This is a genomic window from Gloeocapsopsis sp. IPPAS B-1203 (assembly GCF_002749975.1).
Taxonomy (GTDB): Bacteria; Cyanobacteriota; Cyanobacteriia; order Cyanobacteriales; family Chroococcidiopsidaceae; genus Gloeocapsopsis.
Genome location: NZ_PEIG01000004.1, coordinates 122,978 through 143,448, shown reverse-complemented (window position 1 = coordinate 143,448; position 20,471 = coordinate 122,978). Strand labels below are relative to the sequence as shown.

13 protein-coding genes are annotated in these 20,471 nt (G+C 40.9%); 4 read left to right on the top strand and 9 right to left on the bottom strand.

The window, feature by feature from the left end:
* Positions 1-20: 20 nt before the first annotated feature.
* Positions 21-1,853 carry a S8 family serine peptidase gene (locus CSQ79_RS08645; RefSeq protein ID WP_099700793.1) on the bottom strand — a complete coding sequence of 611 codons (1,833 nt, stop codon included), beginning with the start codon at positions 1,851-1,853 and terminating at the stop codon, positions 21-23.
* A gap of 179 nt (positions 1,854-2,032) precedes the next feature.
* Here CSQ79_RS08645 and CSQ79_RS08640 point away from each other — a divergent pair, with 179 nt between their 5' ends.
* The gene (locus tag CSQ79_RS08640; protein ID WP_099700792.1) at positions 2,033-3,283 is read left to right on the top strand and encodes an RNA-guided endonuclease InsQ/TnpB family protein; all 1,251 of its coding nucleotides are present in this window, start codon (positions 2,033-2,035) and stop codon (positions 3,281-3,283) included.
* 31 nt (positions 3,284-3,314) lie between these two features.
* On the opposite strand, the gene CSQ79_RS08635 is transcribed toward CSQ79_RS08640, so the two are convergent.
* On the bottom strand, positions 3,315-7,034 hold the full coding sequence (locus tag CSQ79_RS08635; protein ID WP_099700791.1) for a two-partner secretion domain-containing protein: 3,720 nt from the start codon (positions 7,032-7,034) through the stop codon (positions 3,315-3,317).
* 311 nt (positions 7,035-7,345) lie between these two features.
* On the opposite strand from CSQ79_RS08635, the gene CSQ79_RS08630 reads away from it, so the two are divergent.
* Entirely contained in the window at positions 7,346-9,943 is a 2,598-nt protein-coding gene (locus CSQ79_RS08630; RefSeq protein ID WP_099700790.1) for a CHAT domain-containing protein, read from the top strand.
* A 37-nt stretch (positions 9,944-9,980) separates the two neighbouring features.
* On the opposite strand, the gene CSQ79_RS08625 is transcribed toward CSQ79_RS08630, so the two are convergent.
* From CSQ79_RS08625 to cobU, 6 genes are all read right to left on the bottom strand, one after another.
* A complete protein-coding gene (locus CSQ79_RS08625; RefSeq protein WP_099700789.1) occupies positions 9,981-10,757 on the bottom strand; it encodes a DUF928 domain-containing protein in 777 nt (258 codons plus the stop codon).
* Positions 10,758-11,029: 272 nt separating this feature from the next.
* Positions 11,030-12,913 (bottom strand): sensor histidine kinase, encoded by a 1,884-nt coding sequence (locus CSQ79_RS08620; RefSeq protein WP_099700788.1) that lies wholly within the window; start codon positions 12,911-12,913, stop codon positions 11,030-11,032.
* A gap of 183 nt (positions 12,914-13,096) precedes the next feature.
* Entirely contained in the window at positions 13,097-13,774 is a 678-nt protein-coding gene (locus tag CSQ79_RS08615; protein WP_099700787.1) for a response regulator, read from the bottom strand.
* A gap of 3 nt (positions 13,775-13,777) precedes the next feature.
* On the bottom strand, positions 13,778-14,488 hold the full coding sequence (locus CSQ79_RS08610; protein ID WP_143755440.1) for a hypothetical protein: 711 nt from the start codon (positions 14,486-14,488) through the stop codon (positions 13,778-13,780).
* Between the two features lie 318 nt (positions 14,489-14,806).
* Positions 14,807-15,235, bottom strand: coding sequence for a hypothetical protein (locus CSQ79_RS08605; protein WP_099700785.1), 429 nt, complete (start codon positions 15,233-15,235; stop codon positions 14,807-14,809).
* A 135-nt stretch (positions 15,236-15,370) separates the two neighbouring features.
* The gene (gene cobU / locus CSQ79_RS08600; protein WP_099701021.1) at positions 15,371-15,916 is read right to left on the bottom strand and encodes a bifunctional adenosylcobinamide kinase/adenosylcobinamide-phosphate guanylyltransferase; all 546 of its coding nucleotides are present in this window, start codon (positions 15,914-15,916) and stop codon (positions 15,371-15,373) included.
* 181 nt (positions 15,917-16,097) lie between these two features.
* Here cobU and CSQ79_RS08595 point away from each other — a divergent pair, with 181 nt between their 5' ends.
* A complete protein-coding gene (locus CSQ79_RS08595) occupies positions 16,098-16,772 on the top strand; it encodes a hypothetical protein (RefSeq protein WP_099700784.1) in 675 nt (224 codons plus the stop codon).
* Positions 16,773-16,889: 117 nt separating this feature from the next.
* On the opposite strand, the gene CSQ79_RS08590 is transcribed toward CSQ79_RS08595, so the two are convergent.
* Complete coding sequence (locus CSQ79_RS08590; RefSeq protein ID WP_502693921.1) at positions 16,890-18,245, bottom strand: proton extrusion protein PcxA; 1,356 nt, start codon at positions 18,243-18,245, stop codon at positions 16,890-16,892.
* A gap of 78 nt (positions 18,246-18,323) precedes the next feature.
* Here CSQ79_RS08590 and CSQ79_RS08585 point away from each other — a divergent pair, with 78 nt between their 5' ends.
* Positions 18,324-20,471: a hypothetical protein gene (locus CSQ79_RS08585; RefSeq protein ID WP_099700782.1), complete on the top strand. Its 2,148-nt coding sequence runs from the start codon at positions 18,324-18,326 to the stop codon at positions 20,469-20,471.

Here is a 20,471-nt window from a genome sequence, read left to right as displayed (position 1 = left end):
TAGGCATTGTTGCATTGCAGTTATGCAGCACCTCGTCCAATTGCCATTGCGCGTCGGACAGCAGCATCAGCATTGACAAATCCATGACCATGAACTGTATCGTAGCCTCTTGCACCTAAATCAAAAGCTGTTTGTGATAATATTTGCTTGATTCGGGTAGCCGAAAGATTGCGATTAGCACTCCATACTAAAGATGCGACACCTGCGACGTTTGGTGCTGAGGCTGAAGTGCCATTAAATCCAGGAGTGCTTCCTGTTCCCCAGTACCTAAATTGTCCATTGAGATTAGCATAAGGTGCGATAACCTCTGATGGTCCCATCAAAGTAAGTCCAGTTCCATACTGAGAACCCCAGATCTCTGGATATGAGATGCGATCGCCTGGTGTGGTTGCACCATTGTTTGCATTACGAGTACCCCAAGAAGCACCTACTGCGATGACATTGCTATAAATTGAAGCTAAGTTAGCAGGGTAAGAAATACTATTGATATCACTGTTACCAGAGGAAATAACAAACAAAGCATTTGATTGATTGTTAGCAATTAATTGCTCAAATGCAAAATCACGACCTCCCCCTCCTAAACTCATATTAACGATCAGCTTTCGCCCCTGACTATTAGCTTGATTAATCATGACTTTGGTAGCGTCAGCCAAGTTATAATCTGCGTGATTTCCGCCTAATACATCAATATTAAAAACCGGAGAATTCCAGTTGATGCCACTCATTCCCATGCCATTATTACTTCTCGCTGCAATAATGCCTTGAACTGCACTACCGTGGGAAGTGTAATAGTCTCCACCTGTAAACTCATCGCGGTAGTTATTATCAAATCTAATAGTATTGCCTGCGCGTAGTTCAGGGTGAACATTACCATTGTTATTAACTCCCAACCCTGTATCTTGAACGCCAATCAGGACATTTGTGGAACCTTTAGTAAAGTACCAAGCATTATGCACACCCATCATGTGTAAATTCCACTGTTGATTAAACAAGGGATCATTAGGTCTGACAAAGCGGTTAATTGTTCGATCTGCAAAGCGAATGCGATCAATTCCTTCAAATAGAATTTGATTGTTATTGTTAAGTGCGATCGCATCAAATACACGCACACCGTTTCCAGGGTTATAAAGCACCCCTCCTCCATTAGCATTGGCAAGATTTAATCTAGTTGTAGTTGAGGAAATGTTAGCAAGAGCAAGATTCAGTGTATCTAATCCTCCACTACCAAAATCCACATTGCCATTGCCAGAAATGACTGTACGATTAAAGCCAGATTGCCAAGTAAATGTATCTGCGCCTAAGTTTCCTAAAACAGTACGGACACCATTGACAATTGGTGTAGCAGATAAGCTTAATCGGTAGTTCGTGTTGCCACTGTGCTGAAAGACCTTAACATAGTAAGTCCCTGTATTTAGGATACTGTCTATCCATTCTGAGGTTGTGCCAGAAGCGTTAGAAAATCTAATGCGCGTACCACTACCATTAAGTAATTCGACATTAACATCTGCGGTTAAGCCGTTTAGAGATAAGTTGAAACTACTAGTACTTGCTAAGTTAAAGCGATAAATATCAGAAACATTTTTATTGCCGACAAAATCAGTGAGGGTAAACGGACGATTGAGAGTACCGAGATTGTATGCAGTACCCAAAGTACTCCCAGGATCAGGTGCAAGTGGTGTTACTGAATTAGAGATACTTGAACTATAAGATGTCCTACTGTTTAATAGTGAATCGTCAAATTCTGGTAAAATTCCTGACTCAAGTACTTTAGACGTTGAACGTAATTTTTCTAAAGACTCATTAGCACTAGCAACAGAAAAATACTCATTGTTGCGACGAGAGCTAGCTAGCATTTTTGTTTTCTCTATAAAATTATTTTGACTTCTGCATCGAGTAGCTGGTTTTAAAGAACATAAATATTAATTTGTCTTTCTTTTTACCGAAAAATTGGGTCTAAAGCCTCCCCCTAGAAGGGGGACTTTTTATTTTATTGTATTGTTTTATCTGCAATAATGCATGATAAAATAATAGCATGATAGTAAGAGAAGCCAAGCTACTAAACGGAACGAAGTCACAATACCAAGCTATTGATGATGCCATCAAGACTGCTCAATTTATTAGAAATAAAGCAGTCCGTTATTGGATAGATAATCAAAACGTTGGTAAAGCAGACTTGTATAAGCTGTGCAAGGACTTAGCCAAAGAGTTTAGTTTTGCTCATGCATTAAACTCTGCCGCCCGTCAAGCCAGTGCCGAAAGAGCTTGGGCATCAATCTCTAACTTCTATACTCGTTGCAAAAAAGGGGAGAAAAAGAAAGGATATCCTAAATTTAAAAAACATTGTCGTTCTGTCGAATACAAGGTATCTGGCTGGAAGTTGTCAGACGATGGCATGAGTATTGTCTTCACCGATGGATTTAAAATAGGTTCCTTATCTTTGTACTGCAACAAAGAAACAAGGGAAGACTTATTGAGATTAAAAATCAATCGTGTGCGTGTAGTGCGTCGTGCTGACGGTTATTACGCTCAATTTTGCTTTGATGCTGACCGCAAGGAAGTTGGTCAATACACTGGCAATGTAGTCGGCTTGGACTTAGGGTTAAAATACTTCACTAAAGACCAAAATGATAACGCAGTCAGTTATCCTCAATTCCTAAGAAAGTCAGAACGCAGGCTTAAAAAGGCTCAAAAGCGTTTAAGTAAGAAGTTTGTTAAGGGTAAAAAACCTCAATCGAACAACTACCACAAAGCAAGAAATAGATGTGGTAGAGTTCATCTAAAAATCCAAAGACAGCGTAAAGACTGGGCAATAAAGACTGCTCGGTGCGTAGTCCACTCTAACGATGTGGTTGTATATGAGGATCTAAAGATTGCGAACATGGTCAAGAATCATCACTTGGCTAAATCAATTTCTGACGTTAGTTGGTATCAGTTCACTCAATGGTTAGACTACTACGGTAAGATTTGGGACAAAGCAGTGGTAGCTGTACCTCCCAACTACACATCCCAGGATTGTTCGTCTTGCGGTCATCGGGTGAAAAAGTCACTTAGTACTAGGACTCACTCATGCCCTAGATGCAAGGTTGAGATATGTCGTGATACAAATGCGGCAATCAATATTTTAAAAAAGGGCATGAAGGTGTTAGGTGTTGAGTGGCAAAGCAACAGTACCTCTGGGCAAGAGGAATCTGGCTCTATTGAGCGAAAGCTTGGGGAGAAGACCACCTCTACTATTGATGAGCAATCTGATATAGCAAGTGGACTTCTGCGAACCAAGAACTAGAATCCCTGCACCGTGATAGTCAGGGAGTATGTCAAAAACACTCGCGACTTAATAGTAATCGTCCATTTGTCAAGCGATAGGCTCCTTGTGGTTCTACAATAGGATCGCCTAATCGCCAAGGACGCGAGGATGTATCGTCAGGAAGAGACTGCACAGTTCCTGTCGGATATGCAGATACAGAATCTCCAGGGCGCAATGGTAAGCCACCCGCACCTGTAACTAAGAAATTTCCTCCTTGCTGAGGACTGCGGGCGATACAGCTATTGGCAATTAAAGTATCAGTATTGATAGGGTTTTCTGGCAAATCTGTCAGACTATTTTGAATAAAACTCACATCAGGTATTGTGACAACTCCAGCTACAGCACCACTTGCGTTGACATCAGCACGGTTATTATTATCTAAGTTATCTGGGTTCGTGTTAAATGCAGCAGGTTGAAAGTTTTCGGCAAAGAATACAGGTGTATTCAATAAAATATTGCCACCTTGACCATCGCGGGCAAATGCTAGAATATCGCTGTCATCGAAAGCCAGAACAGAGTTAGCACTTAAGGTAATATTACCTCCGCCACCCGCACCACTAGCAACATTAGTACGAATATCACTGTCACCACGCAGGCGAATATTTCCAGCGACAATATTAATACCACCACCAACAGATTGATTAGCAGAAGTAGCAATATCACTGTTATTAGCATTTACAGATTCATCAGCACGAATGTTAATATTTCCTGCTGTACCAGTTCCAACACTTTGAGCAGAGATCTCAGCGCGATCGCTTAAACTTACTACCCCTGCTTGGATATCAATATCACCTCCCCGACCACTTCCAGCAGTTGAAGCAGAGACAATTGCTCCATTTCTGATGCTCAACCTTTGTGTTTGAATTGTTAAATCTCCCCCATTTCCTTCAGTATTTTCTTCCACTGCGGTTGATATACCGCTAGAAAAATCTCCATCTGGAGTCATGCCAATAACTTCCACTAAATCAGAGGCTTTGATTGTAATACTTCCTGCGTTTCCTGTACTGCCTTCCCGCGCACTAGCTGCTACAAATCCTCCATCTTGTGCAACTAAATGACTAGTTATAATCTCTAAGTTTCCTGCATCTCCAAAACCGCGTGTTTCTGCAGATAATCCACTAGAAAAAGAAGCATCCGGTGCACCACCAGTTACTTCCACCAACTCAGAAGCGTTAACAGTGAGATTTCCCCCATTGCCCTCTCCAAAGGTTTCTGCAGTTACGGTTCCTCCGTCACGAATAATTAATCGTCCAGTGTCAATTGTTAAGTTACCTGCATCTCCAAAACCACGTGTTTCAGCACTTAAACCACTGGGAGACTGACCATCTGCTGTCGTTCCAATAATCTCTACCGATTCAGCAGCACTAATGTGTAAATTTCCTCCTTTTCCTTCACCACCAAAAAAGGTACTAGTTGATACAACACCTCCGTCTCGAACAACTAACCGCCCAGTTTCAATCGTCAACTTTCCTGCATTTCCACTACTCTCAGTTGCGGTGGACAAAAAACTGAAATCACCATCTGCTGATTCGCCACTCACTTCTACTGCTTGAGAAGCCCGAACAGTCAAAGATCCCGCATCACCACTTCCAGCCGTGCGAACCTCTACTTTTGCGCCATTACGGACTGCTAGTTCCTGAGTATCAATGGTTAAGTTTCCTGCATCTTGTTGTCCAGAAGTGTTAGCAAACAGTCCAGTATTGTTTCCATCAAGTGTAACAGTATCACGTGCATCGATATTGATGCTCCCAGCTCTGCCTTCTCCATTGGTACTAGCATTAATTTGCGCGCCATTAAATACGGAAGCTGAACCCACCTTGATATCAATATCGCCACCGTTACCGCTTGCAGAAGTAGCTGTTGATACCCGCGCTCCATCCTGGAGCATTAAGTTTCCAGTTTCAATTGTCAACTTTCCAGCATTTCCACCATCTGCAGTATTAGGCAAGCGCAAAGCCTCAGTAAACAAGCCACTAGAAAAGCCGCCTACTGAGGAAGTACCAATCAGTTCTACAAACTCTAAAGCAGTTATCTCTATAGTTCCTCCTTGACCCTCGCCTCCAGTGGTAGCTTGGATTTGTGCCCCATCTCGTACAATCAACTTATTAGTGTCAATTCGCAAATTCCCAGCGTCTCCAGAGCCAAAAGTTGCAGCTAGTAACAGGCTAGCCAAGGGAGTACCCACCGCTGAGGTTATAGATGAGGATGTGCCAATTAGTTCTACTGTATCTGAGGCATTTACCATCAAAGTTCCTCCCTGACCCTCGTTAAAAGTAGATACTGATATTCCTGCCCCGTCTTGGATAGTTAAATTTTTAGTTTCAACTATTAAATTGCCCCCCGTTCCGTTACCAAAAGTTTGAGCCAGTAAGCTACTAGGTCGGGTAACTAAGCCCTCAGGAGTATTAATTGCTCTAGTACCAACTAGTTCTATAGAGTCTGACGCCATCACCTTCAAAGTTCCTGCTTGACCTTGATCAGCTGTAGAAGCTGAGATAAATGACCCATCCTGGACAATCAATCGCCCAGTATCAATTGTTACGTCACCCGCATCTCCCAGTCCAAACGTTCTAGCACTTACAATACTGCCATTAGTTAGGGATAGTTCCTGTGTATTAATGTTAATATCACCGCCCTTACCTACAGCTTCAGATGCCACATTGTTTAAAATTATACTATTTACAATTGTTGTAGCTCCTGTAGTATTAAGTGTAATATTTCCTGCCTGAGAGCCAGATGCTCCCAACCCTTCATCAATTCCTGCAAATAGAGAACTGTAACCTGAAATATTCAAATTCCGAGCGTTGATCGCTACACTCCCTCCACCTCCAGCGGTTACATTCACTTGAGAGCCATCAGTGAGAGATACATCTGCTCGATCTACACCATCTGGAAAACTCAAACTAAGAGTGTTGCTATCTACATTTAGTCCTACTACCCCTACCTCTGCCAAGCCTCCTAACTCAATTTGCCCCCCTAGCGCAGATAAAATTCCGCCCTCTAAGCTGACATCACCGCCTACTAAAAATAAACTCTGATTCTCTGGAACCTGAAGTCCACTAATGTTAGGAAAAACAATAGAACCACTTGACCATAACTCTCTAAAAGAAATTCCTAGTAGTGCCGTGGAAGTTGCAGTGGAGCGGTTAACAATTTTTCCCTGATTAGTTAGAGCATTAAAAAAGAGCGCAGATGGCGTTACCGTAAGTAGATTGCTTGCTGCAGGTTCAAAAGCGTTGAATATTCCGTTATTTCCTAATCGAATTCCACTGGCAGTTGTTGCTACAAATGAACCACCTACATCTAAACTGGCATCTTCTCCAAAAATAATTCCATGAGGGTTAATTAAAAATAAGTTAGGATTCGATTCGCCAAAGGTACCAAGCGTACCAAGAATTGTAGAAGGGTTTCCACCTGTTACTCGTGACAAAATATTTTGAATTGCTGCACTCGGACTATAGAAATAAGCGGCTCTTCCTTCACTAACGTTAAATTCCTGAAAACTGTGAAACAGATTCTGACCGCGTTCAGCGCCACCATCAATTATTTCAATAGGAAGACCTAGAAAGTTGGGCACAACAATCGAACTTTCATTGCCTAGTGTACTATCAGGTACAATGTTGCTTTGCTGAGCTAAGACATCTCCTCCAGACAACGCGATCGCACCACTAACCGCTAACGTACTAGCTACTTTTAGCCAGCCCCTAATTTGGGCTATATCATTCTTCATCAATTCTGCCTCTCTCCAAAAGTCCTATTGGGATCAATACAGCTATTTTCAATGAAATAAATGACGATTAACGAAATGATAATTTCGATTATTTTTAATTAAGTTTTTATGATTAAAAATGTTTAACAGTTCTTAAGCTTTTACCACCCTTAATTAGCTTTAAACTATATTGCAAGCTTTAAAGGCTAACAATAGTTTAAGTGTTTATTCAAAGATGAGTAACATATTTTTTGTGAAAAGGAGATACTTAAAGACTCTTTTAATGATTTTAGTTTCAAGACATAGTTGTAATTAAATCATCAAACATTCCTATGTTAAGTAGTTACCGTAAAATTCGCGTTCGTCGCTTCTTAGGACTTTTGTTCCTCAGTAGTTTGACTATTTGCTTATGGTGGGGTATCCCCTTAAAAGCACAGACGCCTCCTTATGCTGATCAGTTTGTTCAGCAAGGAATTGAACGTTATCAAGCAGGAGACTATAACGGCGCGATCGCACCTTGGCACAGAGCGTTAATCTTATATCAAAAAGCTAACAATAGTCAGCAAGAAGTAGCAATAGTAGCAGAAAATTTAGCCCGAACTTATCAACAACTTGGTCAAAGCAACCAAGCAATTCAATACTGGGAACAAGCGATCGCCTACTACCGCCCGATTGATCGACAACAAACAGGAAGACTCTTCACCGAACAAGCCCAATCTTATAGCAGTATGGGGCAAAACCGTCAGGCGATCGCCCTTTTATGTGGTGCAGTACAACCAAACCAAGAATGTCTTCCCCAAACAGCAGTGAGTATTGCGCGATCGCACAAAGATTTATTAGGAGAAGCCGCAGCTTGGGGAAGTTTAGGCGAAGCTTATCGCATTCGCGGTGATTATTTACAAGCCATCAACTATCTGCAAAATAGCTTAAAAATTGCCGCTGAAATCGCTAATCCGCAACTGCATATCTCTGCTTTGAATAGCTTAGGGAATACTTATAGTAATCTGAGCCAGGTAGGCGATCGCCAGGCAAAATCTGCAGAACAGCTTGGCGAAAGCGAACAAGCAAATCAATTACGACAAGAAGTAGTAAGTAACAATACAAAAGCTGTAGAATTTTTTCAAAATAGCCTAAGACTAGCACAGCAACAAAACGATCGAATAAATCAAACTCGTGCTTACATCAATTTAATTCCATTATATTATCGTCAAAAAAACTCCATTGCTGCCGCGCAAGCAAATCAACAAGCACTTGCACTATGGCAGCAACTACCTGATAACCGCAACAAAATTTACACAGCAATTGACCTAGCTAAAAAACAATCAAGTATCAATTCACCCTTAGAATGCCTAAATGCAGAAGTTCAACCAAATGCGATCGCATTGCTGAAACAGGCTACTAGCATTGCCCAAAAAACTCAAGATAATCGTGCCTTATCCTTTGCAGTAGGTGAACTTGGTCATATTTACGAATGTCGTCAAGACTACACACAAGCATTAAAACTAACACAACAAGCACGGTGGGCAGCCGAACAAGATAAAGATAGTCTTTATCTTTGGGAATGGCAAACTGGCAGAATTTATCAAACACAAAATCAAAAGCCAGCAGCAATTAGTGCGTATGAAAAAGCAATAACAACTATTGAAACAATTCGCGACGAAATTCTGACAGCTAACCGCGATCTCCAATTTGATTTTCGAGACAATGTTGAACCTATTTATCGCGAGTTAATTGCACTGAAACTAGATGATGTTCCACCTGCTATTTTATTAGCTGCAACAGATGCAAATACTAAAAATCTTAGTTCTGTACTCACAACAGCAGATTCACTTAAACTTGCAGAACTTCAGAATTATTTTGGTGATGACTGTGCTTTGACAGTTGTCAATCAGCAGGGAGTAAATATCGGTAGCATAGATAGAAATACCGCAATTTTTAGTTCGTTGATTTTAGATGAACGTACGGCGATTATTGCTAGTTTACCTAATGGTAATAAGAAAATCACTTGGTTGGATAAAGATAATGAAAGTCTGAGGAAAGAAATCAACGAATTTCGTTTAGGACTTGAAAGCTTTTTTGATGATTACAATCCTCAATCTGCGCAGAAAGTTTATGATTGGTTAATTCGTCCATTTACAGCTGAATTAGAACAAGCACAGATTAATACCCTTGTTTTTATCCAAGATGGAATTTTACGCAGTGTGCCAATGGCTGCGTTGCATGATGGAGAAAAGTTTTTAATTCAAAAATATGCTGTGGCAACAACTCCTGGCTTAAGCTTGACTGAGTTAAAAGCCTCAAATCCACAGAATTTACGCGCACTTGCGTTAGGATTAACCGAAAGAGTTGAAATTGACGGTCAAGAATTTGCACCACTACCCTATGTACAACAAGAAATTGGTGAAGTTCAAGAACATTTAAAAGGTAGTACACCTTTATTAAACGAAGAGTTTAACCGTACGCGTTTGCAACAAGAGTTGAGCGGAAACACTTATCCAATTATTCATATTGCCACTCATGGAGTGTTTGGCACTGTTCCAGAAAATACGTTTCTCGTCACTGGAAATCAAGAGAAGCTAACAATTACCGAACTTGATACGCTGATCCGCAGTACTAACAAGAGTACAGAACCTATTGAACTGTTGACTTTAACGGCTTGTCAAACTGCGATCGGAGACGATCGCGCTGCTTTAGGTCTTGCTGGCGTCGCAGTCCAAGCCGGTGCAAAAAGTGCTTTAGCATCGCTATGGTCAATTGAAGATGCTGCAACTGCACAAGTAGCCGCACAATTTTATGAAAGCTTAAAAGAGTCTAGAATGAGCAAAGCACAAGCTCTCCAAAAAGCCCAATTATCACTCATTGAACAAGGTGGTATATACACTCATCCAGCCTACTGGGCACCATTTATTCTCATTGGCAATTGGTTATAGTTAATTGGGGTAGGCATCTTGCCTGCTCTCAGACAGCTTAATACAAGTACGATGTATTTTGTTGTCGTTCTAGCTCGATAATAGGTCTGATGCGACTACTGTATTTGACCATATGTGCATCATCCACTTCTTCTAACTGAGCTAAATCTTCTAATAACTCTAACTCAAGCCTTTGTTGCGTATTCGTAGCAGTTAAAGCTGCACTTAGGGCGTCGTACCATAAACCTGCACTTGCATAGAGATGGGATCTTTGTTGTGGGTTATTAGTTGTTGCTAGTTTGCTTGCCAACTCATGTGGTGTTGCGACAACATCGAGATCTGCACCTGTGACTAAAGCACTAGAAGGACGATTTGGATTGCACAAGAGAACAACTCGCCAATGGTATTTTTGTCCCGTTACTAAAGGTGGTGTATCAAGCGGTAGAGAAAGAGACATGATCCCGCGATCGCTTTGTAATTGAATCTTTTGGATGAGTGCGCGATCGCCGCTTGCTTCATATCTATAAAGCCGAAATTCAAGCGGATGAGATTCTGTATCAGGGACAAACCACGCAAAAGTTGGATGAGAAGAAACTGTTTGTCCAGTATGTTTTTGAGGCGCAAGAGCTGTTAGTGTTGTTTGTTGATCTCCGCGACATCCCCCTGTTCTCGTCACTGTACTAGTTGTCCTAGTTGTGGGAGGTTTTTGATCAGCAGGTGGTCTGTATTCAGCAAGAACAGTGTTACCGAGAACTAAAGAGTAAACCAAAATACAACTTGTGACTAACTTGCTATCAATGCGTTTTTTGAGAATTTTAGTAAGTTTGCTTAACATAATAGATTCTTCAACGCTTCAGTTTCACAATATGAGAGAAATATTTCAATTTCATCGGTGCTTTATGTTAAAGAAATAGCAGATTTGAGCTAACGCAATGACAGAAAAATACAAAGTGAGACTTAAGTGGCTAGAACAGGGGTGAGGAGCGCGGGGCGAGGGGTGAGTGAACCCAGTCAATAGTGAAAGAGTTTTGGAAAGCGAACAAAGGTGCCGGAGGCAACTATTTTGAATTTTCTCAACTCAACACTCAAAACTGAGAACTCATAATTTTAACTAAACCAAGACTTTTTAGGACGCCAAGTTAATTCACATAAAGTACCTTCAGGAGATGATTGGCGGTGAAACTTTCCTCGTAGTTGTCGAGCAAGCTGCATGGCTTGTTTGGTTCCGCGACCTTCAGAAGATACACTGGAATTTGAACCGTTGTCTTTGACACGTATAATACATTGGTCTTCTTTTTGCAGACAATCAGTTCTTAAGCGGGTAACTCCCTTGGCGTGTTTACCAACGTTGCATAAAGCTTCTTCCAAAAATTGACACAGACTGCGTTTTTGCTCAATGCTAAGGTGTTTTTCATCAATTAGCTCAAAGTTGGGTATTTTCAGTTGAAGTGTTTTGTAGCAGGGAAAATCGCGTTCGAGAGTTTGGCTGTAAACTTGGTATAAAGTTTCGTGTAGAGGGGCATTTAGGTTAATTTCTTGCCCGCTACCAATACGTAAACTGTGTTCTTGGGTTTGAACTTCTCTTTCGAGAGATTCGTAGACTTCTCTTAATTCACTATCAATCTGTGTCAACTTTGAGATTAATTCATCTTGATATATATCGCGATCGCGAGATTGTTTAATGAGTAATTTCAGCGTTTGTAAAGGTCCATTGTGGATAGTAGTGTAGGTGTGATTAATTGTTGACTGACGCTCATTCAAGCGCGATCGCATCGCGCGGTCATATTGATAAAAAGCCGTGAGTCCCACACCATTTAAAACTAAAACAAGTACTGTGGGTACAACAGGAATCCACAAGCCCCACCATGTCAACAGTAAATAACTCGCACCCACAAGACAAATGCTGGCGATTCCAACACCAATAAAGTTTTTGTGTGGTGCTAGCGGTAGCCATCCTAAAATAATGCCGACAATACCCCAGCTGATAATCCATAAATATTCCCATCCATCTGCCCAAGTCCAAATCAGCGATCGCCCATCAAGGACTGTACTAATAATTTGACTTACCGCATGGGCTTGAACCTCGACTCCGTAAATCTCTCCAGGTGCTGAATGACTGCTGGCGATCGCCGTAACATTGAAAACATCTTTGGCACTAGGAGTAGTCATACCAATAATAATGATGCGATCGCGCAACCACGCAGGGTCAAAATTCCTACTTTTGACATCATCAAGAGATAAGGCATGAAATGGGTTTTGATTGTTACGATAGTTCAGTAGAATTTGCAGTCCACCTGCATCTGTTCTGACATATCCACCAGAATACGGATGTATGCGCGGTAGTTCAACACCACCAAACCGCATTGTTTTCACATCGCGAATGCCGTTTTCTAAACTTATCCCTTCAGAAGCTAAATAAGCTGTTGCTAGACGTAGAGTTAATGAGTGTTTATAGTCTTGAGAATTTTGTGGATTTGGCGTTCCTAGCAAACTACGCCGCAAGCGTCCATCCTCATCAAACACTGCATCGATAAACCCAATCTGTGCTGTAGATACTGTCGGTGGTGGGGCAATTGTCTCTGGTGGTATTACCTTCTCAACGACAAACAGGTTTTTACTCTTCTCAAATACAGTAGTGAGTTCTTGATGACCTGGTTCTACAGGGTGATCTCTGACAATATCTAAACCAATTGCTCTTGGTTGATATTCTTGTAATGTATTAATTAATAAAGCAAGTTCGCGATCGGGTATTGGATACGCTTTTAGGTTTTGGATATCTGTTTCATTAATGCCAATGATCGTAATTCGGTCATCAACTTCTTCTGTTGGGCGCCAACGCAGGAAACTATCAAAAACTAACCACTCGTGATATTGAAAAAACCCTGTTAAACGTACAAAAATGATTAATCCCAAAAAAGTGAATCCTGGTAGCGCACCAATCCGCCAGCGTGCATATGTATTACGAATTTTTTGCCAAACACCGCGTTTCACTAAATACCTTTCTTTTGAGTTTTAAGTTTTGAGTTAACTTTATTCAAAGTTCGTAATTCACAACTTATAATTCCGCGCAGTAGTTAAGTTAATGAAATGTACTTGGGCTTGGGCAAGCAAGATGCCTACCCTACTCACTATTCAATTTTTGTTGTTAGCTGTAATCTAATTGCTAATTGCTAACTAATCAATTAACCCTGCTTCTCTGGCACGTTTTTCAGTTTGAATGCGGATATTCTTTTTGCCTTCATCAGGATAGACATCAAGTACGTCTTGAACTTTCGTCCAGTAGTGGCGCACAGTACGATCCGATACCAACATTCGTTTGGCAATTTCCTTATCTTGTAATTCTTCTTCAAAGGCGAGTTGCAATAGTGTCAGCCAGTCTTGTTTAATTTCTAATCCATTATGTATAGCTTTTAAGTCTTTCGTATAGGTCAAACCTTGTAAAGCCCAATCCACTCGCTTTAACATTTCTTTGGTAGAAAGACTTTTATCTGCTACAGTGAAGCCTCCTTGATGAGCATCAATGGCAGGTTTAATGCGTACTAAAGCTTTCATATAACTACTTTGGATTGTAAAATTCAGCGTAGGATATTGCTGCATTAATGTCTTGAGTAGTTGAATACCTACATCAGATTTATCATCTTCCCCCACCTTTTCTGGAATCGAAAGATCCATGACCACAAGATCGGGTTTGAAACTGGGTAATTGTTCTAGTAATTGTTGTGCCGTTTGTGCTGTGCGAATTTCTGCTTCTGGATAGTGCTGCTTAAGAGCATAAATTGTTCCATTAAGCACAGTTTCGTGGTCGTCAATAACAAGAATTTTTTGCTTTTGCTGTAATAAATTATTGCTCATAGCTTAACTCCTTTTAGGCGATCGCCAGCGAAAATATAACGTTTCGGTGAGATTTTTTCTGCGACAGAAGCACTGTCCAGAAGTGAGGAAGCTAAAGGTTTGTTTAAGATACTTCAGTTCTTTTAAATTGGAACAGAGTAGAAGTGTTTGAACATCAGGGTAGGAAATTGCAATCGCTAGCTCATTGAGTTCGTATTGTAGTGGAATTAGGCTAATTTCTAGGGAAAATTTTGTTAAATTTTTTACTGAAAACATTCTCAGTAATTCGTCTAATATTTGGAGAATAATGATGCTGCGATCGGGGAGTTCGTCCCGCCACACTTTTGGTAGTTGTATCTTAATGTTTAGCTGAGCTTTGGCTTGCCACGATTCGATGAGGAATTCAATGGCTAAGGGTAAACTGTATTCTACATGAGGAGGAGCAAGGCGATCGCCTAAATGAGCTAAAGAATGATGTAGCAGTTCAACAGTTTGTATCCATTCTTGACTACTTTTAGCAGTTCCTGGTTCAGTAATTGAGCGCTCGATACTACGGCGCATACAGCATGATTCTTGTAGTAAACTGCCCCTAATTTGTTTAGCCTCATTAGCAAGCTTAATTGATTGACTGCAAGACCACCACTGCAAAGCTTTTTGAGTTTTCAAGTAAGATGCAACTAACCAGATTGCACTACTAAAATAAAGTAGTGACAAAACAATATCTTGAAAAGTCACAATTGATACAGCAATAAATAGAAGAATATACAAAGCTTGCAAAACGCTAATTTTCTATCTTTATAGCGTTAGCTCATAGACGAATAATTAGTACATTACTCAAGCATTCTTCTAAAGTAATTGAAAGCAATTGATATCTGCACTGGTATAAAGTGCTAATGTGCGTTCATTAATGAGACAGGTTAATTGCAGAAAACTGCAACCGTCATAGCAATAACAGGCAGGGCAGCAAGATGCCTACCCTACCCCAGTCATATTTGATTGATATAAACCTATGTGAACAAATACTGGTATTGACAACACAGACATAAATTTTTGCTAGTTACCTTGATGAGGAATACCAAGAAGGCGATCGCGAATATCTGCAAGTTGCGCTTGGGAATTAACAGGCGATCGCGGTGCGGGAACTTCAGTGTTAGGCCAAGTCGGTAAATCATTACAGGGACAAGACAGTGAAGGAACTCCTACACTAGGAATTGGTACAGGCATAGCACAACGGGCACAGGAATTCATCTCCCAAGCAGGCGTCAGTAGTTCAGCAATCGATTGTTCTGTACCTTCTAGGTAGGATTCATTTAAATCCGATGCTTTTAGTTGCTGCCAACAATTTTCAAATTCTTGGCTATACTGACCACTTTGAATCACAAGTTTTGGCTTGATAACTTGTTGAGTGTTGTTTACTATAACTCTCTTGCCTAGTTGAAACCAGTAGGCAAGATATTGTCTCACTTCTTGTTCTGATGCCATAACAAAGATAGGGGTGAGGGATTAGGGGCAAGGGGCGAGGGATTGTATAAATATACTGATCTACTACTCAATAGTGACAAATAACTTTGGTAGATGGCTAGGAAGAAAAGCTTAACTTAGCCATTCTTAGGTGCTTCATGGCTTATATGACGGTAAAGGAGAACCTAACTCTGTAAGATTCAGTACATAGCCGCCAGCAACCAAGTAAACAACATCAGCGATCGCTGCAATTCGACGCACTAAATGACCTAGGCGATCGCGAAAAGTTCTCCCAACAGGATAAGCAGGAACTATTCCCCACCCTACTTCTTCTGCTACCAGAATCACATCCTGCTCAGCATCTTGCAACCCTGAGCACAAGTTTTGTATAGTATGCTCCCAGTTACTCTGATCTTGCTCTAGCAAATTAGCTACCCAAGTACCTAATGAATCAATTAAAAGACAACTATCTTGAGACGTCGTAATTGCATCAACTAATTGCAGTGGAATTTCCCATGTTACCCAAGCTTTAGGGCGGCGCTGGCGGTGTTGTTCAATTCGAGACAGCCATTCAGTATCATTTTCGTCAGTTAATGCGGTTGCGACATAAATGACAGGTTTACCCGTCTGAGTAGCCAAGTTTTCAGCCCATTCACTTTTACCAGATTTTGCTGGTCCTGTTACAAGAATTACTTTGCTCAAACTCACCCTTATCTATTTTAAGTCATACAATATTTTGTACTGATTTTTGGTACTAACTGCTGCTAACAGATAAAATTACCACCAGTATCATGACTAGAAATGCGATACTTGAGGAGTTTCTTCAATAACTGCATTTTTGACATTAAAAATAAACAAGCTGCTGATTCCTCGGATGGAGACTATGAAGCCAAAACTACGAAAATTAGAGCCAAATCGGCACCAGGCAAAAATTATCAGCACTTCTGCCTCACCTCAAGATACTGCGTTGAATCACAGCTATTCTTTTAAAATTCGCAGCGACAAGACGAAGCAACAAATGTCTGCACATCACTCTCCACAAGTTGACGACTCGTTTTCAGCTTCAGATCAAACATATAGAGAACCACAGTTACCTCAGTTTATTAGTACTAGTAACAGCGATCGCAAAACCAATCACTCAACTTACAGGCGATTTCTACCCAAACCAAAAATGGATGCGGCTACGTGCAAAAACCAAATTCGGCAAATTGTCCAACAAATTAAAGATCTTTATCAAGAAGGACCAATTGTTGATGGTTGGCTAGAGTCGCAGTCTCAAAATTCTACACCAGAAGTTATAACTGTAGACTATATAACAGAGACTTATAAGTTCAATCAAAGTGAAGTTACCTGTGAATCACCTCGTCCAGGCTATCGCCTTTGTGGTGTTGATACTTTTGGTCAAAAGTGGTCTTATCCTTGTCCTGTCGAACAGTTAGCTAGTGTAAGTCTTGCAGTTGCCCGTTTCCAAAAAATGCAATATCTTTTGGCACGTAAGCGTTCTTTAGAAGCTTTTTTAGAGCGACTACAAGAACGAGAAAGAAGAGGGAATATTTAATATCATCTCCGGTTAAATAATCAAACTACCAGCATCGTTGCGCCTTGGTTAGTTCCCAGTTAATAGTCATTAGTCACTCTTTTCACTCGCTCCTCACCCCTCTTCTAGCCCCTAAGCCTACTCATTCATATTACGATAAGTTGCAACAGCTGATGGTGAAATCCGATTTAAGTAGCGGAAAATCCAATACTTAAACACAGCATCCAAAATGACTGGAAATGTTGCAATAAATAAGAAAATAAAATCTCTATTTTCAGGTAAACCAAAATGACGCGACGCAGTTCCTAATAAAACCTCCCAGCCGTGTGTTGAGTGAAATCCGACAAAGATGTCTGTAAATAGAATAATAATAAATGCCTTGGCACTATCACTCAATCCATAAACAACATTATCCATAAATTCTTTAAGGACTTCTAGCTCTTTTCTACTTGTGACAATTAACCATGTAAAAGCTCCTACAGATAATAAATCAGCAAATACATTTTTGACTGCATTGGAACTTTCTTGACGAAAGTGTTCAACAAGTTCTCTGACTTTCTCATGCATTTGTTGTTCAATTTGGATAGGAGAAAGCTGCATTTCTTCATTCAAAAGATTTCTAAATTTAAGCTGTTCTTCAAACCTTTGCATTTCAATTAAGGCTCTTTCTTCCATCTCTGGATTAAGAAAGATAACAACTTCTTGGGAGTTACGAAAGTGTTCGACTATCGGACTAATAATCAAATTCTTTGATAACTGTTGAGTCAGAAAAGGTACTATAATTAGTAAAAGGATTAACCTAATAGAAATAAATGTTCGTTTTTGGGAATTACGAAAATTTTTAACAACTTCAGTTTCCGCGCGGGGATCTAACTCAACTTTAAGGCGATTAATAGTGCTAAGAATAGACCGTGGTAGAACACTTGTTGTTTCAGCCTTAGTTTTTGGTTTCTTAGCAGTACTAGTGTTTTTAACAACAACGTTAGGCGCAAGTTTCGGCTCTGGGTTTGCTACGTTCGCAGGAACAATGGGTGTTTCAGTAACAACAGCATCAACACTTGCTTCCGGATCGTATTTAGCTAGAATATCATCAATAAACCTAAGCTTCTCTAGAATCCGTGATTGATTATTTCTTTTTTGAATTGCAAAGGAGTCTTTGTCAGTAAATGTGCCATCATTTTTAGTAATTTTAGTAATATTTTGATAGTCTGGATTAATCCAAGAACGACTCGCCTTAAACTCTGTAAGGCGCATCCGGATAGTTTTTAAATGTTTCTTAAGTTCTGATTGAAAGTAGGCGATCGCACTACTACCATAATTTGGATTTTGTGCTATCTTTTGACCGTTAAAGTGCTCATCTTCCATTGCCTTAATTAATAAGGCTGCTTTGTATGCTTCTTCTAAAGAGCGCTCGGGTGTATCTAAATACCACTGCTGTGCTTTTACTAAGAATGAGTAAACTTGTTGGGGAATAGACCTTTTCATGGCAGGCAGTTATCCAGCCTTGTATAGTAATTTTTATTAGTTAATCAATGTACGAGGTATCTTAACAAATCTCAGAGGTTACAGTTAGTGCTTTCAGATTCGGTTTGGATTGAAGGTTCGAGTCGTAGCGGTAAGTCTACTCGCTTGATAGTGCAGTTTTCCACCTGGGTAGACAAGACTAACGGGCAATCTGATACCCGTAGGCAGCGTAATGCTGTAAATAGTCAAGAATACTTAAGCAAGTATCAAACAGCACCAGCCCTATTGTGTTTAGCGGCAAACGATGAGAATCGTCGGGAACTAGCAGAAAGAATTGTCAGTGCCACCGCAGGAAAATATCCTGTTCGTGCCAAAACTCCTTTGGGTTTTTTGCAAGACGAGGTGATGTTATTTTGGCCTCTCCTGATTCAGATCCTCAACTTAAGGGCACAGTTTCCTGTACGATTACGTCCAGAGACAGAACAAGAGTTAGCAACTCGGTTGTGGCGATCGCATTTTGACAGTGAATTACGCCGTACGGATGTAAGTGAGTATCGGTTAATTCGTCGTATCCTCGATATTTTGCAACTCGCAGCTTATAGTGGAACGCCGATCGCAGAAATTGCGCCTTTGTTGGAACGCAGTTTTGGCGCAGCAGAAGTCACTACGACAGGAATTGTAGAAACGCCTCTACTAGAGACAATGCTGTTGCAATGGCGAAATTGGTGTCTAGAACGTGGATTGTTGACTTATGGCATCATTACTGAGCTGTATTATCAACATTTATTACCCGATAGCAACTATCAACAACATCTACTGCGCCGTTATCAAGCAGTTCTCGCCGATGACGTTGATGACTATCCAGGAGTGATGCGCGATTTGTTTGACTTCTTGCTCGATCGCCAAGTTGTTGGCGCATTTACATATAATCCTGATGGTCGCGTACGTTTAGGATTAGGTGCCGATCCCGATTATATGGCAGGGTTACGCGATCGCTGTCGTGTAGAGCTTTTACCACAACCACTCCTAAATTGCCTTGCCAATACCTTATCACTCCCAGTTAGCGAATTACTCGATAACACAGCTGGAGTATTATCGTTACCAAGTGAATTTCAGTCCATTCAAACAACTTCTCGGCGCGACTTATTACAACAAACAGCCGAAACCATTGCTCAAGCGGTGCGATCGCACCAGATTCAACCGCAAGAAATCGCTGTTATTGCTCCAGGTTTAGATGCGATCGCGCGATACACCCTGATAGAATTGCTGACCAAACAGGGAATTCCTGTAGCCCCCTTGAACGATCAGCGTCCACTGGTGAGTTATCCAATTATTCGTGCTTTACTGACGCTATTAAGCTTTGTCTATCCTGGTTTAGGGCGCTTGGTAGATCGCAATGCGGTAGCTGAGATGCTGGTTGTATTGAGTAGAAACCGCCAGGAGTCATCGCTCATTCCTAATATAGATTTAGTACGGGCGGGATTAATTGCCGATTATTGCTATGCGCCGCATCCAGAACAACCTAATTTATTACCAGTAACAGCATACGATCGCTGGGATCGCTTGGGATATGCTGCGACGACAGCTTATGCAGAAATCGTGCAATGGATCGAATTCCAGCGATCGCAGCAAGAACAACGATTAATTCCTAGCCCAATTTCCCTGTTAGATCGCGCCATTCAGAGATTTTTATGGAATGGTAGCAATTTACCTTACGAACAATTAGCCGCCCTGCGAGAACTTTTAGAAACTGCGCAACACTACTGGGAAGTTGATACTCGTCGGCAAACCGAAGCAATGGAATCTCCGCCCCAACCTACAGCACAATTTGTGCAACTCCTGCAAAGTGGGACTATTACTGCTAATCCGTATCCTGTACGTCCAATTGGTCCCATGAGTCGTGCTATTACATTAGCAACAATTTTTCAATACCGTTCGAGTCGAAAATGTCACCGCTGGCAATTTTGGCTTGATGCTGGTTCGCCACTGTGGTTGAGTGGTGGTGCAGCGACATTATTCGGTGCGCCGTTGTTTCTGCACGATCGCTATGCCCGTGGTTGGACAGCCGAAGATACCATCAATGCTGACTGGCAAAGACTACAACGAATTTTGCAAGATTTACTTTCTAGAGTAGAAGAGAGAGTTTATTTATGTCACAGCGATTTAGCTGTTAATGGACAAGAACAAGATGGTCCTTTGCTAGCATTAGTCAATGCTGCTGCACCAATCAACTTTAAAGATTACACTCTCATCTAG